At 70.8% G+C, this 23,317-nt stretch carries 24 protein-coding genes; 16 read left to right on the forward strand and 8 right to left on the reverse strand.

Annotated elements, in window-relative coordinates; genetic code table 11:
• Nucleotides 1–114 precede the first annotated feature (114 nt).
• Nucleotides 115–717: a lipoprotein insertase outer membrane protein LolB gene (gene lolB / locus VMR06_RS13745; protein WP_325377233.1), complete on the reverse strand. Its 603-nt coding sequence runs from the start codon at nt 715–717 to the stop codon at nt 115–117.
• Nucleotides 714–2,459 carry a tetratricopeptide repeat protein gene (locus tag VMR06_RS13750; protein WP_325377235.1) on the reverse strand — a complete coding sequence of 582 codons (1,746 nt, stop codon included), beginning with the start codon at nt 2,457–2,459 and terminating at the stop codon, nt 714–716. The genes lolB and VMR06_RS13750 overlap by 4 nt, the downstream gene beginning before the upstream one ends.
• Nucleotides 2,460–2,722: 263 nt before the next feature.
• On the opposite strand from VMR06_RS13750, the gene VMR06_RS13755 reads away from it, so the two are divergent.
• From VMR06_RS13755 to ppk2, 6 genes are all read left to right on the forward strand, one after another.
• Nucleotides 2,723–3,013: a hypothetical protein gene (locus VMR06_RS13755; protein WP_325377237.1), complete on the forward strand. Its 291-nt coding sequence runs from the start codon at nt 2,723–2,725 to the stop codon at nt 3,011–3,013.
• Nucleotides 3,004–4,269 (forward strand): glutamyl-tRNA reductase, encoded by a 1,266-nt coding sequence (hemA, locus tag VMR06_RS13760; protein WP_325377239.1) that lies wholly within the window; start codon nt 3,004–3,006, stop codon nt 4,267–4,269. The genes VMR06_RS13755 and hemA overlap by 10 nt, the downstream gene beginning before the upstream one ends.
• On the forward strand, nt 4,266–5,348 hold the full coding sequence (prfA, locus tag VMR06_RS13765; RefSeq protein WP_325377241.1) for a peptide chain release factor 1: 1,083 nt from the start codon (nt 4,266–4,268) through the stop codon (nt 5,346–5,348). Before hemA ends, prfA begins: the two co-directional genes overlap by 4 nt.
• 101 nt (nt 5,349–5,449) lie before the next feature.
• A complete protein-coding gene (locus VMR06_RS13770) occupies nt 5,450–7,555 on the forward strand; it encodes a tetratricopeptide repeat protein (protein WP_325377243.1) in 2,106 nt (701 codons plus the stop codon).
• Entirely contained in the window at nt 7,552–8,073 is a 522-nt protein-coding gene (gene moaB, locus VMR06_RS13775; protein ID WP_325377244.1) for a molybdenum cofactor biosynthesis protein B, read from the forward strand. The genes VMR06_RS13770 and moaB overlap by 4 nt, the downstream gene beginning before the upstream one ends.
• Nucleotides 8,074–8,083: 10 nt before the next feature.
• The gene (gene ppk2, locus VMR06_RS13780; protein ID WP_325377245.1) at nt 8,084–8,851 is read left to right on the forward strand and encodes a polyphosphate kinase 2; all 768 of its coding nucleotides are present in this window, start codon (nt 8,084–8,086) and stop codon (nt 8,849–8,851) included.
• 10 nt (nt 8,852–8,861) lie between these two features.
• Here the strand turns inward: ppk2 and VMR06_RS13785 are convergent, their stop codons facing one another.
• Genes VMR06_RS13785 through VMR06_RS13795 form a run of 3 tightly spaced genes read right to left on the reverse strand, consistent with a single transcriptional unit; the run spans nt 8,862 to nt 10,910 of the window.
• Nucleotides 8,862–9,140 (reverse strand): acylphosphatase, encoded by a 279-nt coding sequence (locus VMR06_RS13785; RefSeq protein ID WP_325377247.1) that lies wholly within the window; start codon nt 9,138–9,140, stop codon nt 8,862–8,864.
• 4 nt (nt 9,141–9,144) lie between these two features.
• On the reverse strand, nt 9,145–9,645 hold the full coding sequence (locus VMR06_RS13790; RefSeq protein ID WP_325377249.1) for a TlpA disulfide reductase family protein: 501 nt from the start codon (nt 9,643–9,645) through the stop codon (nt 9,145–9,147).
• A complete protein-coding gene (locus VMR06_RS13795) occupies nt 9,642–10,910 on the reverse strand; it encodes a virulence factor BrkB family protein (RefSeq protein WP_325377251.1) in 1,269 nt (422 codons plus the stop codon). The genes VMR06_RS13790 and VMR06_RS13795 overlap by 4 nt, the downstream gene beginning before the upstream one ends.
• 39 nt (nt 10,911–10,949) lie before the next feature.
• Here VMR06_RS13795 and wrbA point away from each other — a divergent pair, with 39 nt between their 5' ends.
• Both wrbA and VMR06_RS13805 read left to right on the forward strand, forming a co-directional pair.
• On the forward strand, nt 10,950–11,549 hold the full coding sequence (gene wrbA / locus VMR06_RS13800; RefSeq protein ID WP_325377253.1) for an NAD(P)H:quinone oxidoreductase: 600 nt from the start codon (nt 10,950–10,952) through the stop codon (nt 11,547–11,549).
• Nucleotides 11,546–11,902: a DUF2069 domain-containing protein gene (locus tag VMR06_RS13805; protein ID WP_325377255.1), complete on the forward strand. Its 357-nt coding sequence runs from the start codon at nt 11,546–11,548 to the stop codon at nt 11,900–11,902. The genes wrbA and VMR06_RS13805 overlap by 4 nt, the downstream gene beginning before the upstream one ends.
• On the opposite strand, the gene VMR06_RS13810 is transcribed toward VMR06_RS13805, so the two are convergent.
• Nucleotides 11,862–12,866 (reverse strand): LysR substrate-binding domain-containing protein, encoded by a 1,005-nt coding sequence (locus VMR06_RS13810; RefSeq protein ID WP_325377257.1) that lies wholly within the window; start codon nt 12,864–12,866, stop codon nt 11,862–11,864. The genes VMR06_RS13805 and VMR06_RS13810 overlap by 41 nt on opposite strands.
• A 108-nt stretch (nt 12,867–12,974) precedes the next feature.
• Between VMR06_RS13810 and VMR06_RS13815 the strand changes: the two genes are divergently transcribed.
• Both VMR06_RS13815 and VMR06_RS13820 read left to right on the forward strand, forming a co-directional pair.
• Nucleotides 12,975–13,532 (forward strand): FMN-dependent NADH-azoreductase, encoded by a 558-nt coding sequence (locus VMR06_RS13815; RefSeq protein ID WP_325377258.1) that lies wholly within the window; start codon nt 12,975–12,977, stop codon nt 13,530–13,532.
• A 72-nt stretch (nt 13,533–13,604) separates the two neighbouring features.
• Entirely contained in the window at nt 13,605–14,093 is a 489-nt protein-coding gene (locus VMR06_RS13820; RefSeq protein ID WP_325377260.1) for an asparaginase domain-containing protein, read from the forward strand.
• Between the two features lie 30 nt (nt 14,094–14,123).
• On the opposite strand, the gene VMR06_RS13825 is transcribed toward VMR06_RS13820, so the two are convergent.
• Nucleotides 14,124–14,933: a VacJ family lipoprotein gene (locus VMR06_RS13825; protein ID WP_325377262.1), complete on the reverse strand. Its 810-nt coding sequence runs from the start codon at nt 14,931–14,933 to the stop codon at nt 14,124–14,126.
• Nucleotides 14,934–15,275: 342 nt separating this feature from the next.
• Between VMR06_RS13825 and rpoZ the strand changes: the two genes are divergently transcribed.
• The 6 genes from rpoZ (at nt 15,276) to VMR06_RS13855 (ending at nt 22,440) form a co-directional block, all read left to right on the forward strand.
• Complete coding sequence (gene rpoZ, locus VMR06_RS13830) at nt 15,276–15,569, forward strand: DNA-directed RNA polymerase subunit omega (RefSeq protein ID WP_067648453.1); 294 nt, start codon at nt 15,276–15,278, stop codon at nt 15,567–15,569.
• Between the two features lie 92 nt (nt 15,570–15,661).
• A complete protein-coding gene (locus VMR06_RS13835; RefSeq protein ID WP_325377441.1) occupies nt 15,662–17,779 on the forward strand; it encodes a bifunctional (p)ppGpp synthetase/guanosine-3',5'-bis(diphosphate) 3'-pyrophosphohydrolase in 2,118 nt (705 codons plus the stop codon).
• Nucleotides 17,780–17,859: 80 nt separating this feature from the next.
• Complete coding sequence (locus tag VMR06_RS13840; RefSeq protein ID WP_325377265.1) at nt 17,860–18,240, forward strand: RidA family protein; 381 nt, start codon at nt 17,860–17,862, stop codon at nt 18,238–18,240.
• Between the two features lie 19 nt (nt 18,241–18,259).
• Nucleotides 18,260–20,368, forward strand: a complete 2,109-nt coding sequence (gene recG / locus VMR06_RS13845; RefSeq protein ID WP_325377267.1) for an ATP-dependent DNA helicase RecG — start codon at nt 18,260–18,262, stop codon at nt 20,366–20,368.
• A gap of 213 nt (nt 20,369–20,581) precedes the next feature.
• Entirely contained in the window at nt 20,582–20,833 is a 252-nt protein-coding gene (locus VMR06_RS13850) for a type B 50S ribosomal protein L31 (protein WP_325377269.1), read from the forward strand.
• Nucleotides 20,834–21,147: 314 nt separating this feature from the next.
• Entirely contained in the window at nt 21,148–22,440 is a 1,293-nt protein-coding gene (locus tag VMR06_RS13855; protein WP_325377271.1) for a citrate synthase, read from the forward strand.
• 73 nt (nt 22,441–22,513) lie between these two features.
• On the opposite strand, the gene VMR06_RS13860 is transcribed toward VMR06_RS13855, so the two are convergent.
• Nucleotides 22,514–23,311, reverse strand: coding sequence for an MOSC domain-containing protein (locus VMR06_RS13860; protein ID WP_325377273.1), 798 nt, complete (start codon nt 23,309–23,311; stop codon nt 22,514–22,516).
• Nucleotides 23,312–23,317 lie beyond the last annotated feature (6 nt).

Here is a 23,317-nt window from a genome sequence, read left to right on the forward strand (position 1 = left end):
GCAGCGTGTGGTAGCCGTCGGGGCGGCGGCCGGTGACGTGCAGGAACAGGTTGAGCTTGGCCGGCGCCGGCCAGATCGACCAGCCCTCGCCGGCGAACGCGTCGGCGTCCATCGCTACGGCTGCTGCCAGCGCTGGATCGCCAGGCGGACGCGGTAGTCGCCCTGCTCGGCGAACAGCTTGCGCGGCATCGGCGGATCGGCCTGGTCGTAGTCCAGATAGCGCACGGTCCAGCCGGCCTCGCGGATCTCCTGCGGCAGGCCGTCGTCGCGGAAGCTGATCTGTGCGGCCGGGCTCGCCCGCAGCGCGCGCACCCAGTCGACCAACTGCGCGACCGGCACGCGCCAGCCGAGCGCCTCTTGCAGCAGCGTCTCGGCGCTGTCGCCGTGCAGAACCTCGGCGCGCAGGCCGGAGAGCTCGGCATGGCCCTCCTCGCCGCGCAGTTCCCAGGTCTTGCCGGTCACCGGCGCATGCACCCGGAACCGGTACGCGCCGCCCTGCTGGGTCCAGTTCAGCGTACCGCTGCCGCTGTCGCGGCCGTCGGAGACGCCGAGCCGCGCGGTCAGTGCCCAGTCGCGCTCCGGCGACAGCGCGGCCTCACGCTCGGCCTGGACGGCCAGGCGGGCTGCGTCGGGCCGGATGCCGGTGCTGACGCAGCCGGTCGCCAGCAGCACCAGCACCGACAGCCCGGCGCGCCGCCACCGCATCAAAGCGCTCACGAATCGAGCCGCCGGATCGTCTCGGCCAGCGTCGAGTTGTCCGGATCGGCGCGCCGCGCCTCGCTCCAGACGCGCCGCGCTTCCTCGCGCTGGCCGCTGACCCACAGCACTTCGCCCAGGTGTGCGGCGATCTCCGGATCGGGCAGCCTCTCGTAGGCGCGGCGCAGCGTCGCCACCGCCTCGTCGAGCCGGCCGAGCCGGTACTGCACCCAGCCCAGGCTGTCGATGATCGTCGCCTCGTCGGGCTTCAGCGCGATCGCCTGCTCGATCAGCGCGAGCGCCTCGGCCCAGCGGTCGGTCATGTCGGCCAGCGTGTAGCCGAGCGCATTGAGCGCGGTCGGATCGTCCGGATCGAGCGCGATCATGCGGCGCAGATCGGCCTCGGCCGCGGCGACGTCCTCCAGTTCGATCGCCAGCATCGCCCGCGCGTACAGCAGCCGGCCGTCGTCGGGCAGGCTGTTGAGCCCGCGCTGGTAGGTAGCCAGTGCCTCGGTCTTGCGGTCGCGCCGCTTGAGCAGGTCGGCCTCGATCAGGAACACGCTGCCGAGCTGTTCGGTGTCGTCGGCGACGTTCGGCTCGAGCGCGCGCAGGCGCGTCACCGCCTCGTCGGTGCGTCCGGCCTCGTCGAGCAGAATCGCCTGGCGGGTCTGCGCGTCGAACCAGCGCTCGTCCTCGCGCGGCACCTCGCGATACCAGTCGCGCGCCTCGGCGGGCTTGCCGGAGAGCTCGGCGAGCTGGCCGAGCAGGTACAGCCGCAGGCCGCCGCGCGGCGCCTTGTCGGCCTGCACCTCGCGATACAGCGCGGCCAGGGTCTTCTTGTCGTCGGCACGCGCCGCATAGGCCGCGCGCGCCGCGAAGATCGTGTCGTCCTGCGGACCGGCCGCAAGCACGCGCGCGGCGCCGGCGTTGTCGCCGGTCTCGGCGAGCAGGGCCGCGTAGCCGCCGCGCAGGCGCGTGTCGGCGGGACTGCGCCGGACGCCTTCGGCGAACACCGCGCGGGCGCGTTCGCGATCGCCGCGCTCGAGCGCCAGCCGCGCCTTCCAGCCGTAGGCGTCGGCGCTGTGGAAGCGCTCGACGGCCTCGTCGGCGAGCCGGTCGGCCAGCGCACGATCCTCGAGCTTGAAGGCCAGCTGGCTGACCGCGAGCCAGGCGGTCTCGCGACTGCCGAGCCGTTCCGGCGAGGCCAGACCGGCCAATACGCGCGCCGCTTCGGCCTTGTCGCTCGCGGCCAGCAGGGTCTGGGCGACCATCCGCCAGGCCTGCTCGTCGCCGCTGCCGAGCAAGGCGAGCAGATGCGCGGTGGCCGCTTCGGTATCGCCCTCGCCGAGCGCGATCCAGGCTTCGGCCTGCAGCGGACCGGCTGCCGCCGGTGCGAGCTGGCGCCAACGCAGCAGCGCCGAGCGCGCCCGGCCCCAGTCGCGCGCCGCCAGCGCCAGCTGGGTCGCCTGTTCGGCGACGGCCGGATCGGACGACAGCTGCACGGCCTCGGCGAAGCGCGCCGCGGCGGTCGCCAGATCGCCGTCCTGCGCGGCGAACTGGCCGGCGATCAGCTTCAGCAGCAGATCGTCGGCCGGCGCGACCGCCGTCACCGACACCGGCGGCCCTGCGGGCGACGGCGTGCGCGAAGCCTGCGGCACCGTCGCACACGCCACCGGCAGCAGTGCGAGCACGGCCGCGGCGAGCGGCCGCCAGCCCCGACTCACGGCGACGAGGACGCGCAACGGACGGAATGAGAATCGCATGCAAGGCCTTGTCGGAACTGGAATAGCGGCTTGAAGTGACAGCGCGGCGCCCGCACAATTCCCGCCGGTCGCAGCAGGACTCGCCACTCGCAGCATCCCCAGCGGACATGCGTGGACGGCGCCAGGTCGGACGAACATGCGGGCTCGCCGGACCTAGCTTAGCTGATTGCCGCATCTGTCATCGTTAGCGGATAGTGCAAGTGGATTTCCTCGCTGCGGTTCATTTCGTCCTGGCGCTGCCGCGGCTGGCGGCCACGCCGGCCGTGCGTTTCGCCGGAGCGGTCCGCATCCTCAATACGGTGGGCTACGCACGCATGGAAGACCCCGCGGTACTGCATCGCCGGGCCGGCAACCGTCTGCTGCTTCCGGCGGCCGTGACGGCCGGGCCGGGCTCGCTGCGTTTGAGCCAGATGGCGCTTGCGCCGCTGTCCGCAGCCGTGCTCCGGCTGATCGCGGTCGCGATCCGGGTGACGGTCGACAGCCACCGGTCCTTCCGCACGGCCGCCGCGGCGATGCCGCAGCCCCGACCAGCCCCGGCTTCGCGATGGCGCTGATCGCGCTCGGCCTGAACCATCTGACCGCGCCGGTCTCGCTGCGCGAGCGCGTCGCGTTCGCGCCGGACGCCACGCCCGAGGCGCTGGCCGATCTGTCGGCGCTGCCGGGCGTGCGTGAGGCCGCGATCCTGTCGACGTGCAACCGGACCGAGCTGTATTGCACCGTCGAGCCGGGTGCAGAAGGACAGCCCGGCGAATGGCTGCACCAGCACCATCGCATGGCCGGCCGCAAGCTCGACGAATTCCTGTACCGCCACGACGATGCCGAGGCGGTGCGGCACATCTTCCGCGTCGCTACCGGCCTGGAATCGCTGGTGCTCGGCGAGCCGCAGATCCTCGGTCAGGTCAAGGACGCCTATCAGATCGCGCGCAGCTCGCAGACGCTCAAGGCTCCGCTGGACCGGCTGTTCCAGAACACGTTCGCGGTCGCCAAGCGCGTGCGCAGCGACACGCGCATCGGCGCCCATCCGGTCTCGGTCGCGTACACGGCGGTGCGCATGGTCGAGCGCCTGTTCGCCGACCTGTCCAAGGCCTGCGTGCTGCTGATCGGCGCCGGCGAGACGATCGAGCTGGCCGCGCGCCACCTGGCCGAATCGAAGGTACGGCGCACGATCGTCGCCAATCGCACGCTCGAGACCGCGCAGGCGCTGGCGACCAGCGTCGGCGGCTACGCGATCTCGCTCGAGGACATTGCGCGCCACCTGCCCGAGGCCGACATCGTGATCAGCTCCACCGCCGCGCGCGAGCCGATCCTCGACCGCGCCAAGGTCGCCGCCGCGCTGGCCTCGCGCCGGCACCGGCCGATGTTCCTGGTCGACATCGCCGTGCCGCGCGACATCGCCGCCGACGTCGCCGAACTGGAGGACGTGTTCCTCTACACGATCGACGACCTGCGCCTGGTCATCGACGAGAGCCTGCGCAGCCGCCAGGCCGCGGCCAAGGAGGCCGAGGCGCTGATCGAGCTGCAGGTCGAGCACTTCATGGGCTGGTGGCGCGCGCTGGAACTGCGTAATCCGGTCGGCGAGCTGCGCCGCAGCGCCGAGAGCCATCGCGACGAAGTGCTCGACAAGGCGCGCGCGCTGCTGGCGCGCGGCCGCTCGCCCGACGAGGCGCTGGCATTCCTGGCCCATACCCTGACCAACAAGCTGCTGCATGCGCCCAGCGCGAACCTGCGCAACGCCGCCCTGCGCGGCGACGTCGACCTGCTGAGCGCGGCCGAGCGCCTGTTCGACGCCCCTTCCGATCCCAGCGAATGACGCCTTCGATCCGCCGCAAGCTCGAACAGCTCGCCGAACGCCACCAGGAACTCGAACATCTGCTCGCGTCGCCCGAGGTGCTGGCCGACGCCCGGCGCCTGCGCGAGGTCTCGCGCGAGCACGCACAGCTGGCGCCGCTGGCCGCCGGCCTCGCCGACTACGATCGTACCGACCGGGCGATCACCGCCGCGCAGGGCATGCTGCACGATCCGGAGCTGCGCGAGCTGGCCGGCGAGGAGATCGCCGAACTCGAACGCCGCCGCACCGAACTCGACGCCGAGCTCAACCTGCACCTGATCCCGAAGGATCCGCGCGACGAGGCCAACCTGTTCCTCGAGGTCCGCGCCGGCACCGGCGGCGACGAGGCGGCGATCTTCGCCGGCGATCTGCTGCGCATGTACGCGCGCTACGCCGAGAGCCGCCGCTGGCACGTCGAAGTGCTCTCGGCGAGCCCGGGCGAGCACGGCGGCTACAAGGAAGTCATCGCGCGCATCGAGGGCCAGGGCGCCTATTCGCGGCTCAAGTACGAGTCCGGCACGCATCGCGTGCAGCGCGTGCCGGAGACCGAGGCGCAGGGCCGCATCCACACCTCCGCCGCGACCGTGGCGATCCTGCCCGAGCTCGACGACATCGACGAGGTCGAGATCCGCGAGGCCGATCTGAAGGTCGACACGTTCCGCGCCTCCGGCGCCGGCGGCCAGCACGTCAACAAGACCGATTCGGCGATCCGCATGACCCACCTGCCAACCGGCATCGTCGTGGAATGCCAGGACGAGCGCAGCCAGCACAAGAACCGCGCCCGCGCGCTGTCGCTGCTGAAGGCACGCCTGCTCGACGAGGAGCGCGCACGCCAGAACGCCGCGCAGGCCGAGTCGCGCCGCCTGCAGGTCGGCTCGGGCGACCGCAGCCAGCGCATCCGCACCTACAACTTCCCGCAGGGCCGCGTCACCGACCATCGCGTCAACCTGACCCTGTACCGCCTGCCCGAGATCGTCGCCGGCGACCTCGACGAGCTGATCGACACGCTGACCCGCGAGGACCAGGCCGATCAGCTGCAGCAGTTGTCCGCATCGGCCTGAGCCCGCACCGCGGCGTGCGCCATGGCATGCGCGGACGCGGGTGCGCGGCGCGATCGATGGCGAGGCTGGCGTCGCGGACCGGGGTGGTTTAGCGTGGCGCGATGAACGCCTCCTTCTCCCCCGTCACGAACGATCCCCTGTCCGCGATCGCCGACCGGCTCGAGGCCGGCGACGCCGCCGGCGCCGAAGCGCAGGCCGCGGCCCTGCGCGCCGCCCAGCCCGACTCGGCCGAAGCCGCGCGCCTGCACGGCATTGCGCTGCTGCAGCTGGGGCGGCCCGGCGAGGCGCTGGCCGCGCTCGAATATGCGGTCGAGCGTGCGCCCGCGTCAGTCGCGGCTCAATGCAATCTCGGCAGCGTGCGCATCGCGGCCGGCCGCCTCGACGAGGCGATCGAGGGCCTGCGCGTGGTGCTGCGCCAGAATCCCGGACACGCCGCGGTGCTGATGACGCTCGGCAATGCATTGATGGCGGCCGGCCGCTATGTCGAGGCGCAGCGATCGTTCGCGACGGCTACCTACGGCGCGCCGCGCCATCCGTCGATCCTGATCAACCTGGCCGCCGCCGAACTCAAGCTGGGCCATCATGCCGAGGCCGAGGCCTGCATCCGCGACGCGATCAGTGTCGACAGCCGCAACCTCGCCGCCTACCTGCTCTACGGCGACGTGCTGATCGGTCAGGGCCGCCACCGCGAAGCCGCGACGGTCTACGCGCACGCGCAGAAGCTTGCGCCCGAGGCGGCCGCGCCGGCCTATCAGCGCGGACTGGCGCTCGATGCGCTCGGCGAACTCGAGGACGCCGCCGCGGCGTACGGCGAGGCGGTCGCGCGCGATCCGCAGCTGTATCCGGCGCTCAGCCAGTGGGTCTTCGCCAAGCGCCGCCTGTGCGACTGGGACGATCTGGACCGGCTGTCGGCGCGTCTGGTCCAGGGCGTGCGCGACGGCGCCGACGGCATCACGCCGTTCGCATTCCTCGCCGAGGACGCCGGAGCCGACCTGCAGCTGCGCTGCGCGCGCCGCTTTGCCGATGGCGTCGAGGCCGAGGTCGGCGTCCGCCGCGCCTACCTCGAGCGACCGGAACGCTCGGCGCCGAACACGCCGCTGCGCGTCGGCTTCGTCTCGAACGGTTTCGGCGAGCACCCGACCGGTCTGCTGACGGTGGCGCTGTTCGAGGCGCTGGCCAGCCGGCCGATCGAGGTGCACCTGTTCGCGACCGGTGGCGGAGACGGCCCGATCCGCCGGCGTCTGCGCGCCGCGGCGCATCGCTGGCACGACGTGGCCGGCGCGACGCCCGATGCGCTTGCGCAGACGATCGCCGCCGCCGGACTGGACCGGCTGGTCGACCTGCGCGGCTGGGGCGAGGGTGGCAGCGGCGAGGCGCTGGCGCTGCGGCCGGCGCCGGTGCAGATCGGCTGGCTGGCCTATCCGGGCACCTCGGGCGCGCCGTGGATCGACTACGTCATCGCCGATGCGGTGGTCGTGCCCGAGGCGGCGCAGGCCTCGTTCTCCGAGCGCGTGGCCTATCTGCCGCGCTGCTTCCAGCCGTCCGACACGGCGCGCCGTGTCGCCGCCCCGCCCGACCGCGCCGCCTGCGGCCTGCCCGAGACGGACGTCGTGCTGGCCTGCTTCAACAACGGCTACAAGCTCAACCCGGCGAGCTTCGCGCGCATGCTGACTGTGCTGCGCGACGTGCCCGATGCGGTGCTCTGGCTGCTGTCGGGTCCGGGCTTGGCCGATGCGCGGCTGCGCGAAGCGGCCCGCGCCGGCGGCGTCGACCCGGCGCGGCTGATCTTCCTGCCGCGGCTGCCGCATGCCGATTATCTGACGCGCTTCGGCCACGTCGACCTGTTCCTCGACACCGCCCCGTACAACGCGCACACCACCGCCTCGGACGCGATCTGGGCCGGCTGCCCGGTGCTGACCCTGCCCGGCGACACGTTCGCCTCGCGCGTCGCGGCCAGTCTCAACACGCACCTGGGCCTGACCGACCTGATCGCTGCCGACGAGGCCGACTTCGTGCGCAAGGCAGTCGCGATCGCATCCGATCCGGCTGCACGCGCCGCGCTGCACACCGAGCTCGCGCATCGGCGCGAGTCCAGCGGCCTGTTCGACATGGATGCCTTCGCCGACGATTTCGTCCGCGTGCTGACCGACCTGACGCCGCCCGGCGACGCGACGTCCACGCTTCGCCAGGAGGCGTCCGCGTCATGACCGCGCAAGCCGATTTCATCCCGCTGGATCTGTGCGTATTGACCGTATCGGACACGCGCACGCCCGATCAGGACACCTCCGGCGATTTCCTGGTCCTGTCGCTCGGCCAGGCCGGCCATCGCCTGCACGAGCGCCGCATCTGCCGCGACGACCGCTATCTGATCCGCGCGATCGTCGCCGGCTGGATCGCCGAACCCGGCGTCAACGGCGTCATCGTCACCGGCGGCACCGGCTTCACCGGCCGTGACTCGACGCCCGAGGCGATACGGCCGCTGCTCGACAAGGAGATGCCCGGCTTCGGCGAGACCTTCCGCGCGCTGAGCTACGAGGACATCGGCACCGCGACGATGCAGTCGCGCGCGTTCGCCGGCCTGTCCAACGACACCTTCGTGTTCTGCCTGCCGGGTTCGACCTCGGCCTGCCGGCTGGCCTGGGACAAGCTGCTGCGCGACCAGCTCGATGCACGCACGCGCCCGTGCAACCTGCCCGGCCTGATTCCGCGGCTGCGCGAGCGCTGAGGACGCAGTCATGAAGAAGAAGCGATACGAGGAACGTCTCGAGCACCTCTACGACGAGCTGGTCGATCTGCAGCACTGGATCATCGGCACCGGCCAGCGCGTGATCGTCGTGCTGGAGGGTCGCGACGCCGCCGGCAAGGGCGGCGTCGTCAAGGCGATCGAAGCGCCGCTCAACAACCGCTACGTGCGCACCGTCTCGCTGCCCAAACCGAGCGAGCGCGAGGCCGGCCAGTGGTACTTCCAGCGCTACGTCGCGCACCTGCCGGCCGCCGGCGAACTCGTGCTGTTCGACCGCAGCTGGTACAACCGCGCCGGCGTCGAACACGTCATGGGCTACTGCAGCCCGGACCAGTACCAACGCTTCCTGAGCGCCTGCCCGGCCTTCGAGGCGCTGCTGACCGCCGACGGCATCATCCTGCTCAAGTACTGGCTGACGGTCGACCAGGCACAGCAGGAGGAGCGCTTCGCCGAGCGTGCCGACGACCCGCGCAAGCGCTGGAAGCTGTCGCCGGTGGACCTGGAAGCACGCAAGCGCTACGCCGAGTACGGCAAGGCCCGCGACGCGATGCTGCAGGCCACGCACCGCCCGAACGCGCCGTGGGCGCTGGTCGACTTCAACGATCAGCGGCGCGGCCGGCTCAACCTGATCCACCACCTGGTCCACCGCCTGCCCGAGCGCCTCGGGCCGGACAAGCCGTTGAAGCTGCCGAAGCTTGCGCGCAAGCCGGCGCTCGACGTACCGGCCGACGGCAGCCTCTGGGTGCCCGATACCTGCTGAGTCGCGCCGGTCAGCGCACGCCGAAACCGGCCGGGGTCGGCGCTGCCGCATCGGCATCGATGTCCTCGGCGTGCAGCGCATCGACGCGCGCCGCCGGCGGCCCCCGCCGCAGCCACACCTCGAGCGCGGCCAGCGCCTCGCTGCTGCCGCTGGCGAGCACCTCGACACTGCCGTCGGCGAGATTGCGGGCATGACCGGCGATGCCGAGCGCGAGCGCACGATCGCGCGTCGAGGCGCGGAACGACACGCTCTGGACGCGACCGGTCACGCGGTAGCGACGTAGCGGCACGGCGTCAGCCGGCGCGATGGCCGGCGATGACCTGCTCCAGATCGCGCCGCGTCACCGGCCCCATGAACTTTTTGGCGACCGTACCGTCCGGCGCGATCAGATACGTCGTCGGCAGGCCGCGCGGCGCGCCGAAATCGGCCGGCGGGTCGCTCATCGGCACCTGCGCGATCGGATAGACCACCGGGCGCTTGGCGAGGAACGCGTCGACCTCGGCACGCTCCTCGTCGCCGATCTCCAGGCCGATCGCGACGACGTCGTCGCGCTCGGCGACGAAGGCCGAGAACTCCGGCATCTCCTTGATGCACGGCGCGCACCAGGTCGCCCAGTAGTTGACGATGACCCACTTGCCGCGCTGATCGGCCAGCGACCAGGGCTTGCCGTCGAGCGTGGTGACGGCCAGGGTCGGCCGCGCGCCGGGGGCGGCGGCGTCGCCCGCGGGCGCAGCGGCCGCAACCGGGCCGCTCGCCAGGGCGGCCAGCAGCAGCGAAACGATCAGGTGTTTCATCTGGATTCCTCGGAAGCGGGCGCCGCGGCCGGCGCCGGAGACGGAAAGATGCGGCTCAGCGGCACGGCCAGCTCGCGCGCGAGATCGCGCGTGGAGCGCTGCACGAGATCCTGCGCCGGCCAGGTGAAGTCGGAGGCCAGGCCCACCGGCGGCAGGCGGTAGTCGCCGGCCTCGTAGAGGTCGCGGACGCTGAGGCCGTCGAGGCTGCGCGTCAGCACCCATTCGCCGATCTCGGTCCGCCGCACCATGTTGATGTGCTGCAGGTCCTTCAGATAGCGCTGCAGCAGATCGTCGGTCAGGAAGGCCTCGCGCTCGCGCAGCGCGCGCGTGGTCAGGCCATGCCCGGCGTGCTGCGCCTGCGCCAGATGGCCCACGACGCGCAGCAGTCCCGCGAACGCGTGGCCTTCGGGCAGGCGCTGCGACGGCGGCCGGTAGTCGAACGCGCTCAGCGACGCGGTGATCGACGCGCCGAACAGCACGATCAGCCAGGACAGATAGATCCAGAAGAAGAAGATCGGCACCATCGCCAGCGCACCGTAGACCTTCTGGTAGCTGGCCAGATCGGTCACGTAGTACGCGAAGCCGCGCTTGGCCAGATCGAACAGCACCGCAGCGATCAGCGCCCCGATCAGCGCGTGCCGGAAGCGCACTTCGCGGTTCGGGATCACGACGAAGGCCGCGACCAGGGCGGTCCAGACGATCAGGAACGGCAGCAGGCCGAGCACGCGCGCTCGGATCGAGAACTGCGCCTCGGCCACGTCGATGAACGGCAGCGCGAACAGATACGAGCTGATCGCCAGCGCCGCGACCAGCAGCAGCGGGCCGAGCGTCAGCGCGGTCCAGTAGATCACGAAGCGCGACACCGGGCGCCGTCCGGCCTGGACGCGCCAGATCCGGTTGAACGCGTCCTCGATGCTCATCATCAGCGCGACCGCGCTGAACAAGAGCACCAGCACGCCGATCGCGGTGGCCTTGCTGGCGTTTTCGGCGAACTGGGTGAGGTACTCCTGCACGGTGTCGCCGGCCGCCGGCACGAAGTTGCTGAAGATGAAGGCCGTGAGCTGGCTGCGCCATTCGCCGAACACCGGAAACGCGGCGAGGATGCCGAGGACCGCCGCGGTCAGCGGCACCAGCGCGAACACGCTGGTATAGGCCAGCGCGCCGGCTGCCTGGGTGCAGCGGTCCTCGAGAAAGCGCGTCAGCGTGAAGCGCAGGAACGCCGAGACGCGCTCGCGGTCGTAGCGCTGCGTGACAAATCGGGGCATCGCGCGAATCATGAAGGGGAGCGTACGACGGAAAGCCCGATGAGCGAAATCCTGGTTCTTCATTACAGCCGCACCGGCAAGGTCGCCCAGCTGGCGCGCCTGGTCGCGCGCGGCGTCGCCGAGGTCGCCGGCATGCAGGCGCGCCTGCGCAGCGTGCCGCCGGTCGCGCCGGTGACGACGGCGGCCGAGCCGCCGGTGCCCGACGAGGGCGCGCCCTACGTCACGCGAGAGGACCTGCGCGACTGCGCCGGACTGATCCTCGGCAGCCCGACCCGCTTCGGCAACATGGCCGCGCCGCTCAAGCATTTCCTCGATACCACCGGCGCGGAATGGGCCTCCGGCACGCTGGCCGGCAAGCCGGCCGCCGCGTTCACCGCGACCAATACGATGCATGGCGGACAGGAGACCACGCTGCTGTCGATGATGCTGCCGCTGCTGCATCACGGCATGCTGATCGTCGGCCTGCCGTACACCGAGCCCGCGCTGAACCGCACCGTCAGCGGCGGATCGCCGTACGGTGCCAGTCACGTCGGCGGCGCCGATGGCGCCCACGCGCTCAGCGAGGATGAGCGCGAGCTCGCGCGCGCGCTCGGGCGGCGCGTCGCCGACGTCGCGGCACGCCTGGCGCGCGGCGCATGAGGGCGACCCGTCTCGGCCTCTTCGCCTGGATCGGCCTGATCGCGCTGCAGCCGGCCTGGTATCTGTGGCTGGCACCGCCGGCCAACGGCCAGGGCCTGCTCGCGCTGGGCCTCATGCTGGTTCCGCTGCTGCTGCCGCTGCTCGCGCTGCGTTCGGGCTACGGACGGATGCTGACCTGGATCGGCATCGTCAGCCTGTTCTACTTCGGCCATGGCATCGTCGCCGCCTACGCGGTGCCGGCCACGCGTGTGCCGGCTCTGCTGCAGGTCGCGCTGTGCCTCGGCCTGATCGGCGCGCTCGGCTGGAGCGCGATCAGCGCGAAGCGGCGCGCGCGCCGTTCGGCGCCGCCGTAACCGGCGACACGGCCGGCGCGCCCGCTTCGATGCAGCGCTCCGGCAATGCGCGCGCCTGGGCCGGCAGCGTCTGGGCGAGGTAGTCGATCAATGCCCGCACGCCCGGCAACAGGCCGCGCCGGCTCGCGTAGACGAAGTGGATGATGCCCTGCGGCGCGCCCCATGCCGGCAGCAGCGCCTCGAGTTCGCCGTGGGCCAGTGCCGCCGCGCAGACGAAGTCCGGCAGCAGCGCGACGCCGAGACCACGCCGTGCCGCCTCGTGCAGGACGACGAAGTCGCCGCAGACCAGCCGCGCGTCCATCGCCACCTCGACCGCCGCACCGTCCGCATCGAGCAGCCGCAGGCGCTGCACGCTCTCGTTCTCGTGCGGCGACAGCAGCGGATAGCCGGCCAGATCGCGCGGCGTCTGCGGGCGGCCGTGCCGATCCAGGAATCCCGGGCTGGCGACCAATACCGCGCGGGCCGGACCGATCGTCCGCGCCACCAGGCTCGGCTCGGCGTCGTCGCGCTCGCGCACGCGCAACGCGACGTCGATGCCCTCGCCGATCACGTCGACGCGCCGGTTGGTCGCGATCAGGCGCAGCGCGATCTTCGGGTGGCGTTCCAGGAACGCCGGCAGCACCGCGGCGAGCAGGGTCTGCGCCAACGTCACCGGACAGCTCAGCCGCACCGTGCCGCTCGGCTCGGCGCGCAGTGTGTCGACCGCGTCCTGGGCCGCCTGCGCCTGCTCGAGCATCGCCCGGCAATGGCCGTGGAAACGCTCGCCGACCTCGGTCAGCGCGAGCCGCCGCGTGGTCCGCTGCAGCAGGCGCACGCCGAGCCGCTGCTCGAGCAGCGCGACGCGCTTGCTGAGGCGCGACTTGGGCACGCCGAGCACGCGCGCGGCGGCCGAAAATCCGCCGTGCTCGACCACGGCGGCGAAGAAGCGCAGATCGTTGAGGTCAGCCAGACCGTCGTGTCGCATGATTGTTTCTCTATGGAAACGATGCATGTCGATATTGCGCTCTTTGACGATCATCGTCCATGCCCAAGCTACGAGATGCCGACTCACCGGCACTCTTCGAGGCCTGTCATGAACCTGCTTCATATCGATTCCAGCGCCCTGGGCTCCCGCTCGGTCTCGCGCGAACTGACCGCCGCGATCGTCGCGGCCTTCGCCGGCCGCGATCCGGACCTGCACGTCACCTATCGCGATCTCGCCGCCGCGCCGCTCGGCGACTGGTCGCCCGAAACGGCCGCCGACACGGTGCTCGAGGAGTTCCTGGCCGCCGACGTCGTCGTGCTCGGCGCGCCGATGTACAACTTCGGCATTCCCTCGCAGCTCAAGGCCTGGATCGACCGCATCTGCGTGGCCGGACGCACGTTCCGCTACGAGGCGGGCGGACCGGTCGGGCTGGCCGGCGGCAAGCGCGTCGTGATCGCGTCGACGCGCGGCGGACTGTATGCGACGGGCGCGGCCGCCGCGCTCGACTTCCAGGAGCCGTACCTGCGCAAGGTGCTCGGCTTCATCGGCATCACCGACGTCGAGGTGATCCGCGCCGAAGGCCTCAACCTGGACGAGGGACACCGCACGCAGGCCCTCGCCACCGCACGCGAGGCGGTCGCCGCGCTGCCCGCGCGCGCCGCCTGACGCGAATGCGCCGGCGCGCGCAGCGGCGCGCCGGCGCTACAATCCGCGGCTCCCTCGGCTGGCCCTCCGCACATGCAGCATCTGACGATCCTCACCACCGGCGGCACGATCGACAAGATCTACTTCGACGACAAGTCCACGTTCCAGATCGGCGAGCCGCAGATCGGCCAGATCCTGACCTCGCTCGGCGTGAGCTTCACGTTCGACGTGCAATCGCTGATGCGCAAGGACAGCCTGCACATGGACGCGGCCGACCGGGCGGCGATCCGCCAGGCGATCGAGACGCAGCCGCACCGGCACGTCCTGGTCACGCACGGCACCGACACGATGGTCGACACCGCGCGCGCGCTGGCCGGGCTCGCCGGCAAGGTGGTGGTGCTGACCGGCGCGCTGAACCCGGCGCTGTTCAACCGGTCCGACGCCGTATTCAACATCGGCTGCGCGGTCGGCGCCGTGCAGACGCTGCCGGACGGCATCTACATCGCGATGAACGGCCGGATCTGGAATCCGGCCCAGGTCCGCAAGAACCGCGAGGCCAACCGCTTCGAGAGCGACCAGTAAGCGGCCGCGCGTGCCGCGGCGTGCGCAGCCTCAGCCGCCCTTGCCTTGCTCGTACTGCTGCTGCTCCTCGAGCAGTTGATCGATGTCGACGTCGTCGGTGCCCTGCAGCCGTTCGATGATCTCGACCGGCGGCTGTCCGTCGTAGATCTCGTAGAGGCGGCGCTGGCGATAGGCGTCGCGGAAGAACACGTACGGGTCGTAGACGCCTTCGAGCAGGCCCTCGGCGTCGATCGCCGACGAACGCAGCGTGACCAGATACAGGAACTGCGGCAGGTACTGGGCGTTGTGCTTCAGATCGTGCTCGCGCGCGTACCAGGACACCGGATCGAAGTAGTAGCTGTCCACCGGGGTGCGCCAGACGTCGCGGCCGGTGGTCGGACCGAGCAGCGGCAGCACCAGGTACGGGCCGTCCGGCACGCCCCACTTGGCCAGCGTCACGCCGAAATCGTTGGAGTCCGGCGGCAGGTTCATCTCGCTGGCCGGATCGAACAGGCCGAGGAAGCCGAGTGTCGTATTGATCACGAAACGGCCGGTGTTGCGCCCGGCCTGCCCGGGCTTGCCCTGCAGCAGGTCGTTGGCGATCGTGATCGGCATCTTGATGTTGGCGAAGAAGTTGCTGACCACCCGGCGCATGTTCGGCGTCGTGATCTTGCGATAGCCGACCGCCACCGGCCGGATCGCGACCCGGTCGACGGTATCGTTGAACTTGTACATCTTCCGGTTGAACCGCTCGTACGGATCGTCGGTGCGCGGTGGCGCGATCGTGCAGGCGGACAGCAGCGTGATGATCAGGGCTGCGGCGACGATGCGCAGGCTGTTCCGGAGCGGGTTTTTCGACATGAGATGACGGCTTCCCTGGCGCGACGGCGCGCCGAACGGTTCCCCCGGCCCGCCCAGGGCGCGGCGGGGCGGAGCAAGGTACACGAAATACTGCACGGTTCCCTAACAATTGGCGACTGCACGGGGAGGCCGGCTGCGCCGCCCCGGGCAGTCGCCCATGCGGCAGCATGGGTACGGAGCCCGGCACTATCAAGCGTCCCGGCCGCCGGGCAGCCGTACGCGGCGCCGGGATCGTCCTGCCGGCGCTGCGCGCGCCATGTTTGCACCGCACAATCGGCGACCGCTACAATGCGGCCAGATAACGCCATGAATTGGCGCCAGTTTTGATGTCGAGGATAAACGATGGCCCGTATCACCGTTGAAGATTGCCTCGAAGTGGTCGACAACCGCTTCGAACTCGTGCTGATGGCGACCAAACGCGCCCGTCAGCTGGCCAAGGGCGCCGACAGCGTCGTCGACAGCAACAACGACAAGCCCACCGTCGTCGCGCTGCGCGAGATCGCCGAACGCAAGGTCGACCAGCCGATGATCGACGAGATCGACCGTCTGGCACGCGAAAAGGCCGAGCGCGAGGCGCTCGAATGGGCCGCCGCCGAGGTCGACGACGACCTGTCCAAGGGCGGAGACGACCTGTGAGCCGACGCCCGCCGTGTAGCGCCATGCGCTGAAACGAGCGGGCGACCATCGTGGACGCTGCCGCCAAGATCCCGCCCGCCGCGCCCGGCGCCATGCCGCCGGACGTGGTCGCGCTGGAACAGCGGCTGGCGACCTACCTGCCCGCGGAGCAGGTCGCGCGCGTCCGTCTGGCCTACGTCGCCGGCGACCATGCCCACGCCGGCCAGACCCGCAAGAGCGGCGAGCCGTACATCACCCATCCGGTCGCGGTGGCGACGATCCTCGCCGACCTCGGCATGGACGCCGAGACGATCATCGCGGCGATCCTGCACGACACCCTCGAAGACACGCCGCTGACGCGCGAGGAACTGGTCGAGCAGTTCGGCGAGACCGTGGCGGAGCTGGTCGACGGCGTCACCAAGCTCGACAACGTGCGCTTCCGCACGCGCCAGGAGGCGGCGGCCGAGAGCTTCCGCAAGATGCTGCTGGCGATGGCGCGCGACCTGCGCGTGATCCTGATCAAGCTCGCCGACCGTCTGCACAACATGCGCACGCTCGGCTCGATGGCGCCCGAGTCGCGCCGCCGCATCGCGCGCGAGACGCTCGACATCTACGCGCCGATCGCGCAGCGCCTGGGCATGAACAAGTTCAAGTCCGAGCTGCAGGACCTCGGCTTCCGTGCGCTGTATCCGGACCGCCACCGCATCATCGGCGCGCGCGTGCGCGCCTCGGCCGGCAACCGGCGCGAGGCGATGAAGCGGATCGAGTCCGAGCTGGAGACGCGGCTCGGCGCCGAACGCATCCAGCACCGCATCGTCAGCCGGATCAAGTCGCCGTACAGCGTCTACATGAAGATGCGCAACGACGCCAAGTCGTTCGCGCAGGTCATGGACGTGTTCGGCTTCCGCGTCGTCGTCGACAGCGTCATGGAGTGCTATCACGCGCTCGGCACGATCCACGCGCTGTACAAGCCGCTCGACGGCCGCTTCAAGGATTTCATCGCGATCCCGAAGGCCAACGGCTACCAGTCGCTGCACACCGTGCTGTTCGGGCCGTTCGGCATGCCGATCGAGATCCAGATCCGCACCGAAGACATGAACAGCGTCGCCGAGCGCGGCATCGCCGCGCACTGGGCGTACAAGAACGAGTCGGGCGCGTCGAACAACGCGCAGAACCGCGCACGCGAGTGGCTGTCGGGCCTGGTCGACGAGCAGCGCGTGATCCCCTCGTCGATCGAGTTCATCGAGAACGTCAAGGTCGACCTGTTCCCGGACGAGGTCTACCTGTTCACGCCCAAGGGCCGCATCCTCGCGCTGCCGCGCAACGCGACCGCGCTCGATTTCGCCTACGCCGTGCACACCAACGTCGGCGACCACGCCGTGGCCGCGCGCATCGACGAGCGCCTGGTGCCGCTGCGCACGCGCCTGGTCAGCGGCCAGGCGGTGGAGATCATCACCGCGCCGTCGGCGGCGCCGAGTCCGCAGTGGCTGGAATGGGTGGTCTCCGGCAAGGCGCGTACCGCGATCCGCCATCACCTCAAGCGCCTGCAGCACGAGGACGCGGTCGACTTCGGGCATCGCATGCTCGACCGCGCGCTCGACGGCCTCGGCGCCTCGCTCGACCTGGTGCGCCGGCCGGTGCTCGAGCGCTTTCTCGCCGACAACCGCTTCAAGCGGCTCGAGGAACTGCTCGCCGACATCGCGCTCGGCAACCGCATGCCCGATACCGTCGCGCGCAGCCTGCTGATGCTGCAGGGCCATCCGGCGATGACCGCGCACACGGTCAGCGAGAAGATCCTGATCACCGGCACCGAGCGCGGCGTGCTGAGCTTCGGCAACTGCTGCCATCCGGTCCCGGGCGATCCGATCATGGGCTATCTGTCGGCCGGCAAGGGCGTCGTCGTGCACCGGCTCGAGTGCCCGAACGTGCCCGAGTTCCGCAAGTCGCCCGAGCGCTGCATCGAGATCGACTGGGACCGCGAGGTCGCCGGCGACTACCGCGTCGAGCTGCGCGTCAGCGCGCACAACCGGCCCGGCGTGCTCGCGCAGGTGGCCACCGCGATCGCCGACTCGGCGTCGAACATCGAGAACGTCGAATACCAGGAGCGCGATCTGATGAACGCGATGCTGGTCTTCACGATCGAGGTCAAGAACCGCAAGCACCTGGCCGACGTGATGCGCCACGTGCGGCGCCTGGGCGTCGTCAATTCGGTCCATCGCCACCCGGTCTGAGCGCGTCGCGGGATCGCGTTGCGGGATAATGCAGCCACGCCGCCGTCCGGCGGCGCCCCCATCAGCTCACCACGAACACCATGCGAACGATCATCCAGACCGACGCGGCACCCCAGGCCATCGGCCCCTACTCCCAGGCCGTGCGCGCCGGCGACACCGTGTATCTGTCCGGCCAGATCCCGCTCGATCCGGCCACCGGCACGCTGATCGACGGCGACATCGCCACGCAGACGCGCCGCGTCTTCGACAATCTGCGCGCGGTCTGCGAAGCGGCCGGCGGCTCGCTCGCCGGCCTGGTCCGCATCGGCATCTATCTGACCGACCTCGGCGACTTCGCGACCGTCAACGAAGTCATGAAGGACTACTTCAGCGCACCGTATCCGGCACGGTCGACGATCCAGGTCAGCGCGCTGCCGCGCGGCGCCAACGTCGAAGTGGACGCGATCCTCGTGCTCGGCTGAGACGCGCCGGTCGCGCGCGATGGCCAGCGCCGCCAAGCCCCGGCCGGGATCGCCCGATCCCGGCCTCGCGCCGATCACCGACCTGCCCGGCGTCGGACCAGCGCTGGCGCAGGCGCTCGAGCGGCTGGGCCTGACGCGTATCCAGCATCTGTGGTTCCACCTGCCGCTGCGCTACGAGGACCGCACCCGCGTCACGCCGATCGGCGATCTTCGTGCCGGCACCTCGGCGCTGATCGAGGGCCGCGTCGAGGCGGTCGAACGCGGCTTCCGCTACCGCCCGCAGTTGCGCGTCGCGATCGGCGACGGCAGCCGCGCGACGCTGATCTTGCGCTTCTTCCATTTCCGCGCCGCGCAGATGGCCCAGCTCGCGCCGGGCACGCGCCTGCGCTGCTACGGCGAGGTGCGCCAGGGCGGCAGCGGCCTGGAGATCGTCCATCCGCAGTACCAGCGCCTCGCCGAGGACGAGATCGGCGGCGTCGAAGCCTCGCTGACGCCGATCTATCCGACCACCGAGGGCCTCGGCCAGAAGCGCTTGGCCGGCGTCGTCGCGCGCGCGCTGGAGCGGCTGCCGCCGGTCGACGAGCTCGAACTGATCCCGGTCGATCTGCTCGCGCCGCTCGGCATCGCCGACCTGCGCCAGGCGCTGCTGACCGTGCATCGCCCGCCGCCCGACGTCGACCGCGATCTGCTCGCCGCGGGCATCCATCCGGCCCAGCGGCGGCTCGCGTTCGAGGAGCTGCTCGCGCAGAACCTGATCCTGAAACGCCTGCGCGCGCGCATCCGCAGCCAGACCGCGCCACGGCTGGCCGGCCCCGGCCGTCTGCGCGCGGCGCTGATCGAGCGCCTGCCGTTTCGGCTGACCGGCGCGCAGCAGCGGGTCGATGCCGAGATCCAGGCCGACCTCGGCCGCACCCAGCCGATGCTGCGTCTGGTGCAGGGCGACGTCGGCTCCGGCAAGACGATCGTCGCCGCACTGGCCGCGCTGGGCGCGGTCGAGGCCGGCCAGCAGGCCGCCGTGATGGCGCCGACCGAGCTGCTCGCCGAGCAGCACCTGCGCGCGTTCCGCGGCTGGCTCGAGCCGCTCGGCGTGACACCGGTCTGGCTCGGCGGCAAGGTCGCCGGCAAGACGCGCGCGGCCGCGCTCGAGGCGGTCGCATCGGGCAGCGCGCTGGTGATCGGCACCCATGCGCTGATGCAGGAAGGCGTGCGCTTCGCGCGGCTGGGCCTGGCGATCATCGACGAGCAGCATCGTTTCGGCGTGCACCAGCGCCTGGCGCTGCGCGACAAGGGACGCAGCGCCGGCCACGTGCCGCATCAGCTGGTGATGACGGCCACGCCGATTCCGCGCACGCTGGCGATGACCCAGTACGCGGATCTGGACGTATCGGTCATCGACGAGCTGCCGCCCGGCCGCACGCCGGTGCAGACCGTCGCGATCTCCGACGCGCGCCGTCACGAGGTCGTGGAGCGGATCCGCGCTGCCTGCATCGACGGCCGCCAGGCCTACTGGGTCTGCACGCTGATCGAGGAATCCGGCCAGCTCGAGGCGCAGGCCGCCGAGGTCGCGCACGCCGAGCTGACGGCCGCGCTGCCGGGATTGCGCGTCGGCCTCGTGCACGGCCGCCTGAAGCCGGCCGAGAAGGCGCGCGCGATGCAGGCGTTCGCGGCCGGCGAGCTGCACGTGCTGGTCGCCACCACCGTGATCGAGGTCGGCGTGGACGTGCCCAATGCCAGCCTGATGGTCATCGAGAACGCCGAGCGGCTCGGCCTGGCCCAGCTGCACCAGCTGCGCGGCCGGGTCGGGCGCGGCAGCCGCGCGTCGAGCTGCGTGCTGCTGTACCGGCCGCCGCTCGGCGCGCTGGCGCGTGCGCGCCTGGACACGATGCGCGAGACCTGCGACGGCTTCCGCATCGCCGAGCAGGATCTGCGTCTGCGCGGTCCGGGCGAGGTGCTCGGCACGCGCCAGACCGGCCAGATCGAGCTGCGCGTGGCCGACGTGGTGCGCGATGCCGGCCTGCTGCCGGACGTGCATCGCATGGCCGACCGGCTGGCCGAAACCGCGCCGGATCGCGTCGAGCGGCTGATCGAACGCTGGGTCGGCGGTGCCGCGCGCTACGCCGGCGCCTGAGATGCGGGAACCGGACATCGACGACATGCAGGGCCTCCGGCGACGCGGGCGGGCCTGACGACGCCGCTGGGCCGGCCCTCGCGCCGTACGATTCCGCCGCGCGCGGGGCTTTCCAGCCCGGCCTTCGGGCCGGCACCGGTCGATTGCGCACCGGAACGGCAGCCGCTATCATGCGCGGCTCTCTTTCAACCCGGTCCGTCCTGGAGCCGCACGATGAAACCCGACGCCCATCCCAAGTACCAGTCCGTGGTCTTCCAGGACCTGGCCAGCGATTTCTCGTTCCTGACCCGGTCGACGATGACCAGCAAGGAAACCGTCAAGTGGGAAGACGGCGAGGAGTACCCGCTGATCAAGGTGGAAATCTCCAGCCACTCGCACCCGTTCTACACCGGCAAGCAGAAGGTCGCCGACGTCGGCGGTCGCGTCGACAAGTTCCGCAAGCGTTACGCCGCCGGCAAGGCCTGATCGGCCGCAGCCCGCGCGGTCCCGGCGCATCGCGCCGGCCGCGCTTCGCTTGATCCCTGCTCCGCCCGGACGCTCGCGCGTCCGGGCGTTTTTGCGTGCCCGGCGCCGGCCGATGCGTCCCGATGTGGCTGCGCACCATCAAAACGCCACATTCAACTGTGAGATAATCCCGCTCCGCGATCGGCACCTTTCCCGCGGTACCGCGGGCGCTGCCGATCGACGCCAGGGCTGTCGATATCGAGGCCACCCGTCATACCGGGTCCGCTTGTTTGCGTCGCAACATGCCGGCGGACCCTCAGCAGCGAGGAACTCCCGTGTCCGAACCTTCCGTCACGCTCACCGATGCCGCCACCAGCAAGAGCGTCGCGCTCCCGGTCGTCTCCGGAACCCTGGGTGATCCTGCCCTCGACATCGGCAAGCTGAACAAGGAAACCGGCTACTTCACCTACGATCCCGGCTTCGTCTCGACCGCTAGCACGCGCAGCGCGATCACCTACATCGACGGCGACCAGGGCATCCTGCTCTATCGCGGCTACCCGATCGAGCAGCTCGCCAAGCAGTCGAGCTTTCTCGAGGTGGCCTACCTGCTGATCAACGGCGAGCTGCCGAACGGCGAGCAGTTCCGCGGGTTCGAGCATGAGGTCGCGCATCACACGATGATGCACGAGTCGCTGAAGAACTTTCTCAACGGCTTCCATTACGACGCGCACCCGATGGCGATGCTGTGCGGCTCGGTGGCGTCGCTGTCGGCGTTCTACCACGACACGCTCGACATGAACGATCCGGAGCAGCGGCGCCTCGCCGCGATCCGCCTGATCGCCAAGGTGCCGACGATCGCCGCGGCGGCGTACCGCTACGGCATCGGCTGGCCGTTCCGCTATCCGCGCAACAATCTCGAGTACGTCACGCGCTTCCTGCACATGATGTTCGAGGTGCCGAGCGAGCCGCTCGAGCTCAATCCGGTCGTCGCCAAGGCGCTGGATCTGCTGTTCATCCTGCACGCCGATCACGAGCAGAACGCGTCGACCTCGACGGTGCGCCTGGTCGGCTCGACCGGTGCCAATCCGTATGCCTGCGTCTCGGCCGGCATCGCCGCGCTGTGGGGACCGGCCCACGGCGGCGCCAACGAGGCGGTGCTGAAGATGCTCGAGGAGATCGGCGACGCCAAGAACGTCGCCAGCGCGGTCGCCAAGGCCAAGGACAAGAACTCCGGCTTCCGCCTGATGGGCTTCGGCCACCGCGTCTACAAGAACTTCGATCCGCGCGCGACGATCATCCGCGAGATGACCCACAAGGTGCTGGCCGACCTCAACGTCAGCGATCCGCTGCTCGACGTCGCGGTCGCGCTCGAGGAGGTCGCGCTGAAGGATCCGTACTTCATCGAGCGCAAGCTCTACCCGAACGTCGATTTCTACTCGGGCATCATCTACAAGGCGCTGAAGATCCCGACCGAGATGTTCACGGTGATGTTCGCGATCGCGCGCACCGCCGGCTGGGTCGCGCACTGGCTCGAGCAGCACGTCACGCCGGACGCGAAGATCGGCCGTCCGCGCCAGATCTACACCGGCTCCGTGCAGCGCGACTACGTGCCGGTTTCCAAGCGCTGACCGGCCGTCCGCGCGCGGGCATGCGCGCATCGCCACGTACCACGAGCCCCGCCCACCGGCGGGGTTCGTCGTTTCAGGCCAGTACCTCGACCGGATCGCCGACGCCGATGCGCCCACCTCCGCGCGGAATCAGGTTCTGGCCGAACGTCACGCCGTCCGGTCCGCGCCGATAGCCGATCAGGGTGCGCAGCGGCTCGCCGTCGGCGTCGCGCTCGCCGCGCTCGAAATCGACCGTCGTGAACACGCAGCGCGTGCATGGCTTGACCACATCGAAGGCGACCTCGCCGATGCGGATGCGCTTCCAGCCGTCCTCGACATGTGCCTCGGTCCCGTCGACGACCAGGTTCGGCCGGAAGCGCAGCACCGACAGCGGACGCGCGAGCCGCGCGTTGAGACCGTCCATCGCCGCCGCGGAGATCAGCAGCAGCGGAAATCCGTCGGCATAGCTGACCGCAGCGTCGCCGTAGTCCGGATCGACCGGACGCAGCGCGGCCTCGTCCATGTGCACGAAGCGCGCGGGCTGATCGAGAAAGCGCGCGATCCAGGCATCGGCTTCGGGCGCGGCCGGCAGCGACGCGACCGTGCTGCCCCATACCGTAGCGGCGACGCGCGCGCGGTCGCGCATCGCCGCAAGCCGCAGCGACGGCATGCCCGGTGCGTCCAGCTGCAATGCATCGGCAGCGTCGGGCCGGGCGCGGATCAGCGTCAGCCGCGGCTGCTGGCGGCCCGTCACGAAACGGCCGGCAGCGTCGACCACCATCCAGCGCCGGTCGCCGGCCAGGCCGCGCGGCTCGACCGTCGCGACCGGCTGCGCCAGCGGCGCGCAGGATTTGAGCGGATACAGGTACAGACCACGCAGTGCGATCGCCATGCTCGA

It is taken from the genome of Dokdonella sp. (genome assembly GCF_035511235.1).
In the GTDB taxonomy this organism is placed as follows: Bacteria; Pseudomonadota; Gammaproteobacteria; order Xanthomonadales; family Rhodanobacteraceae; genus Dokdonella.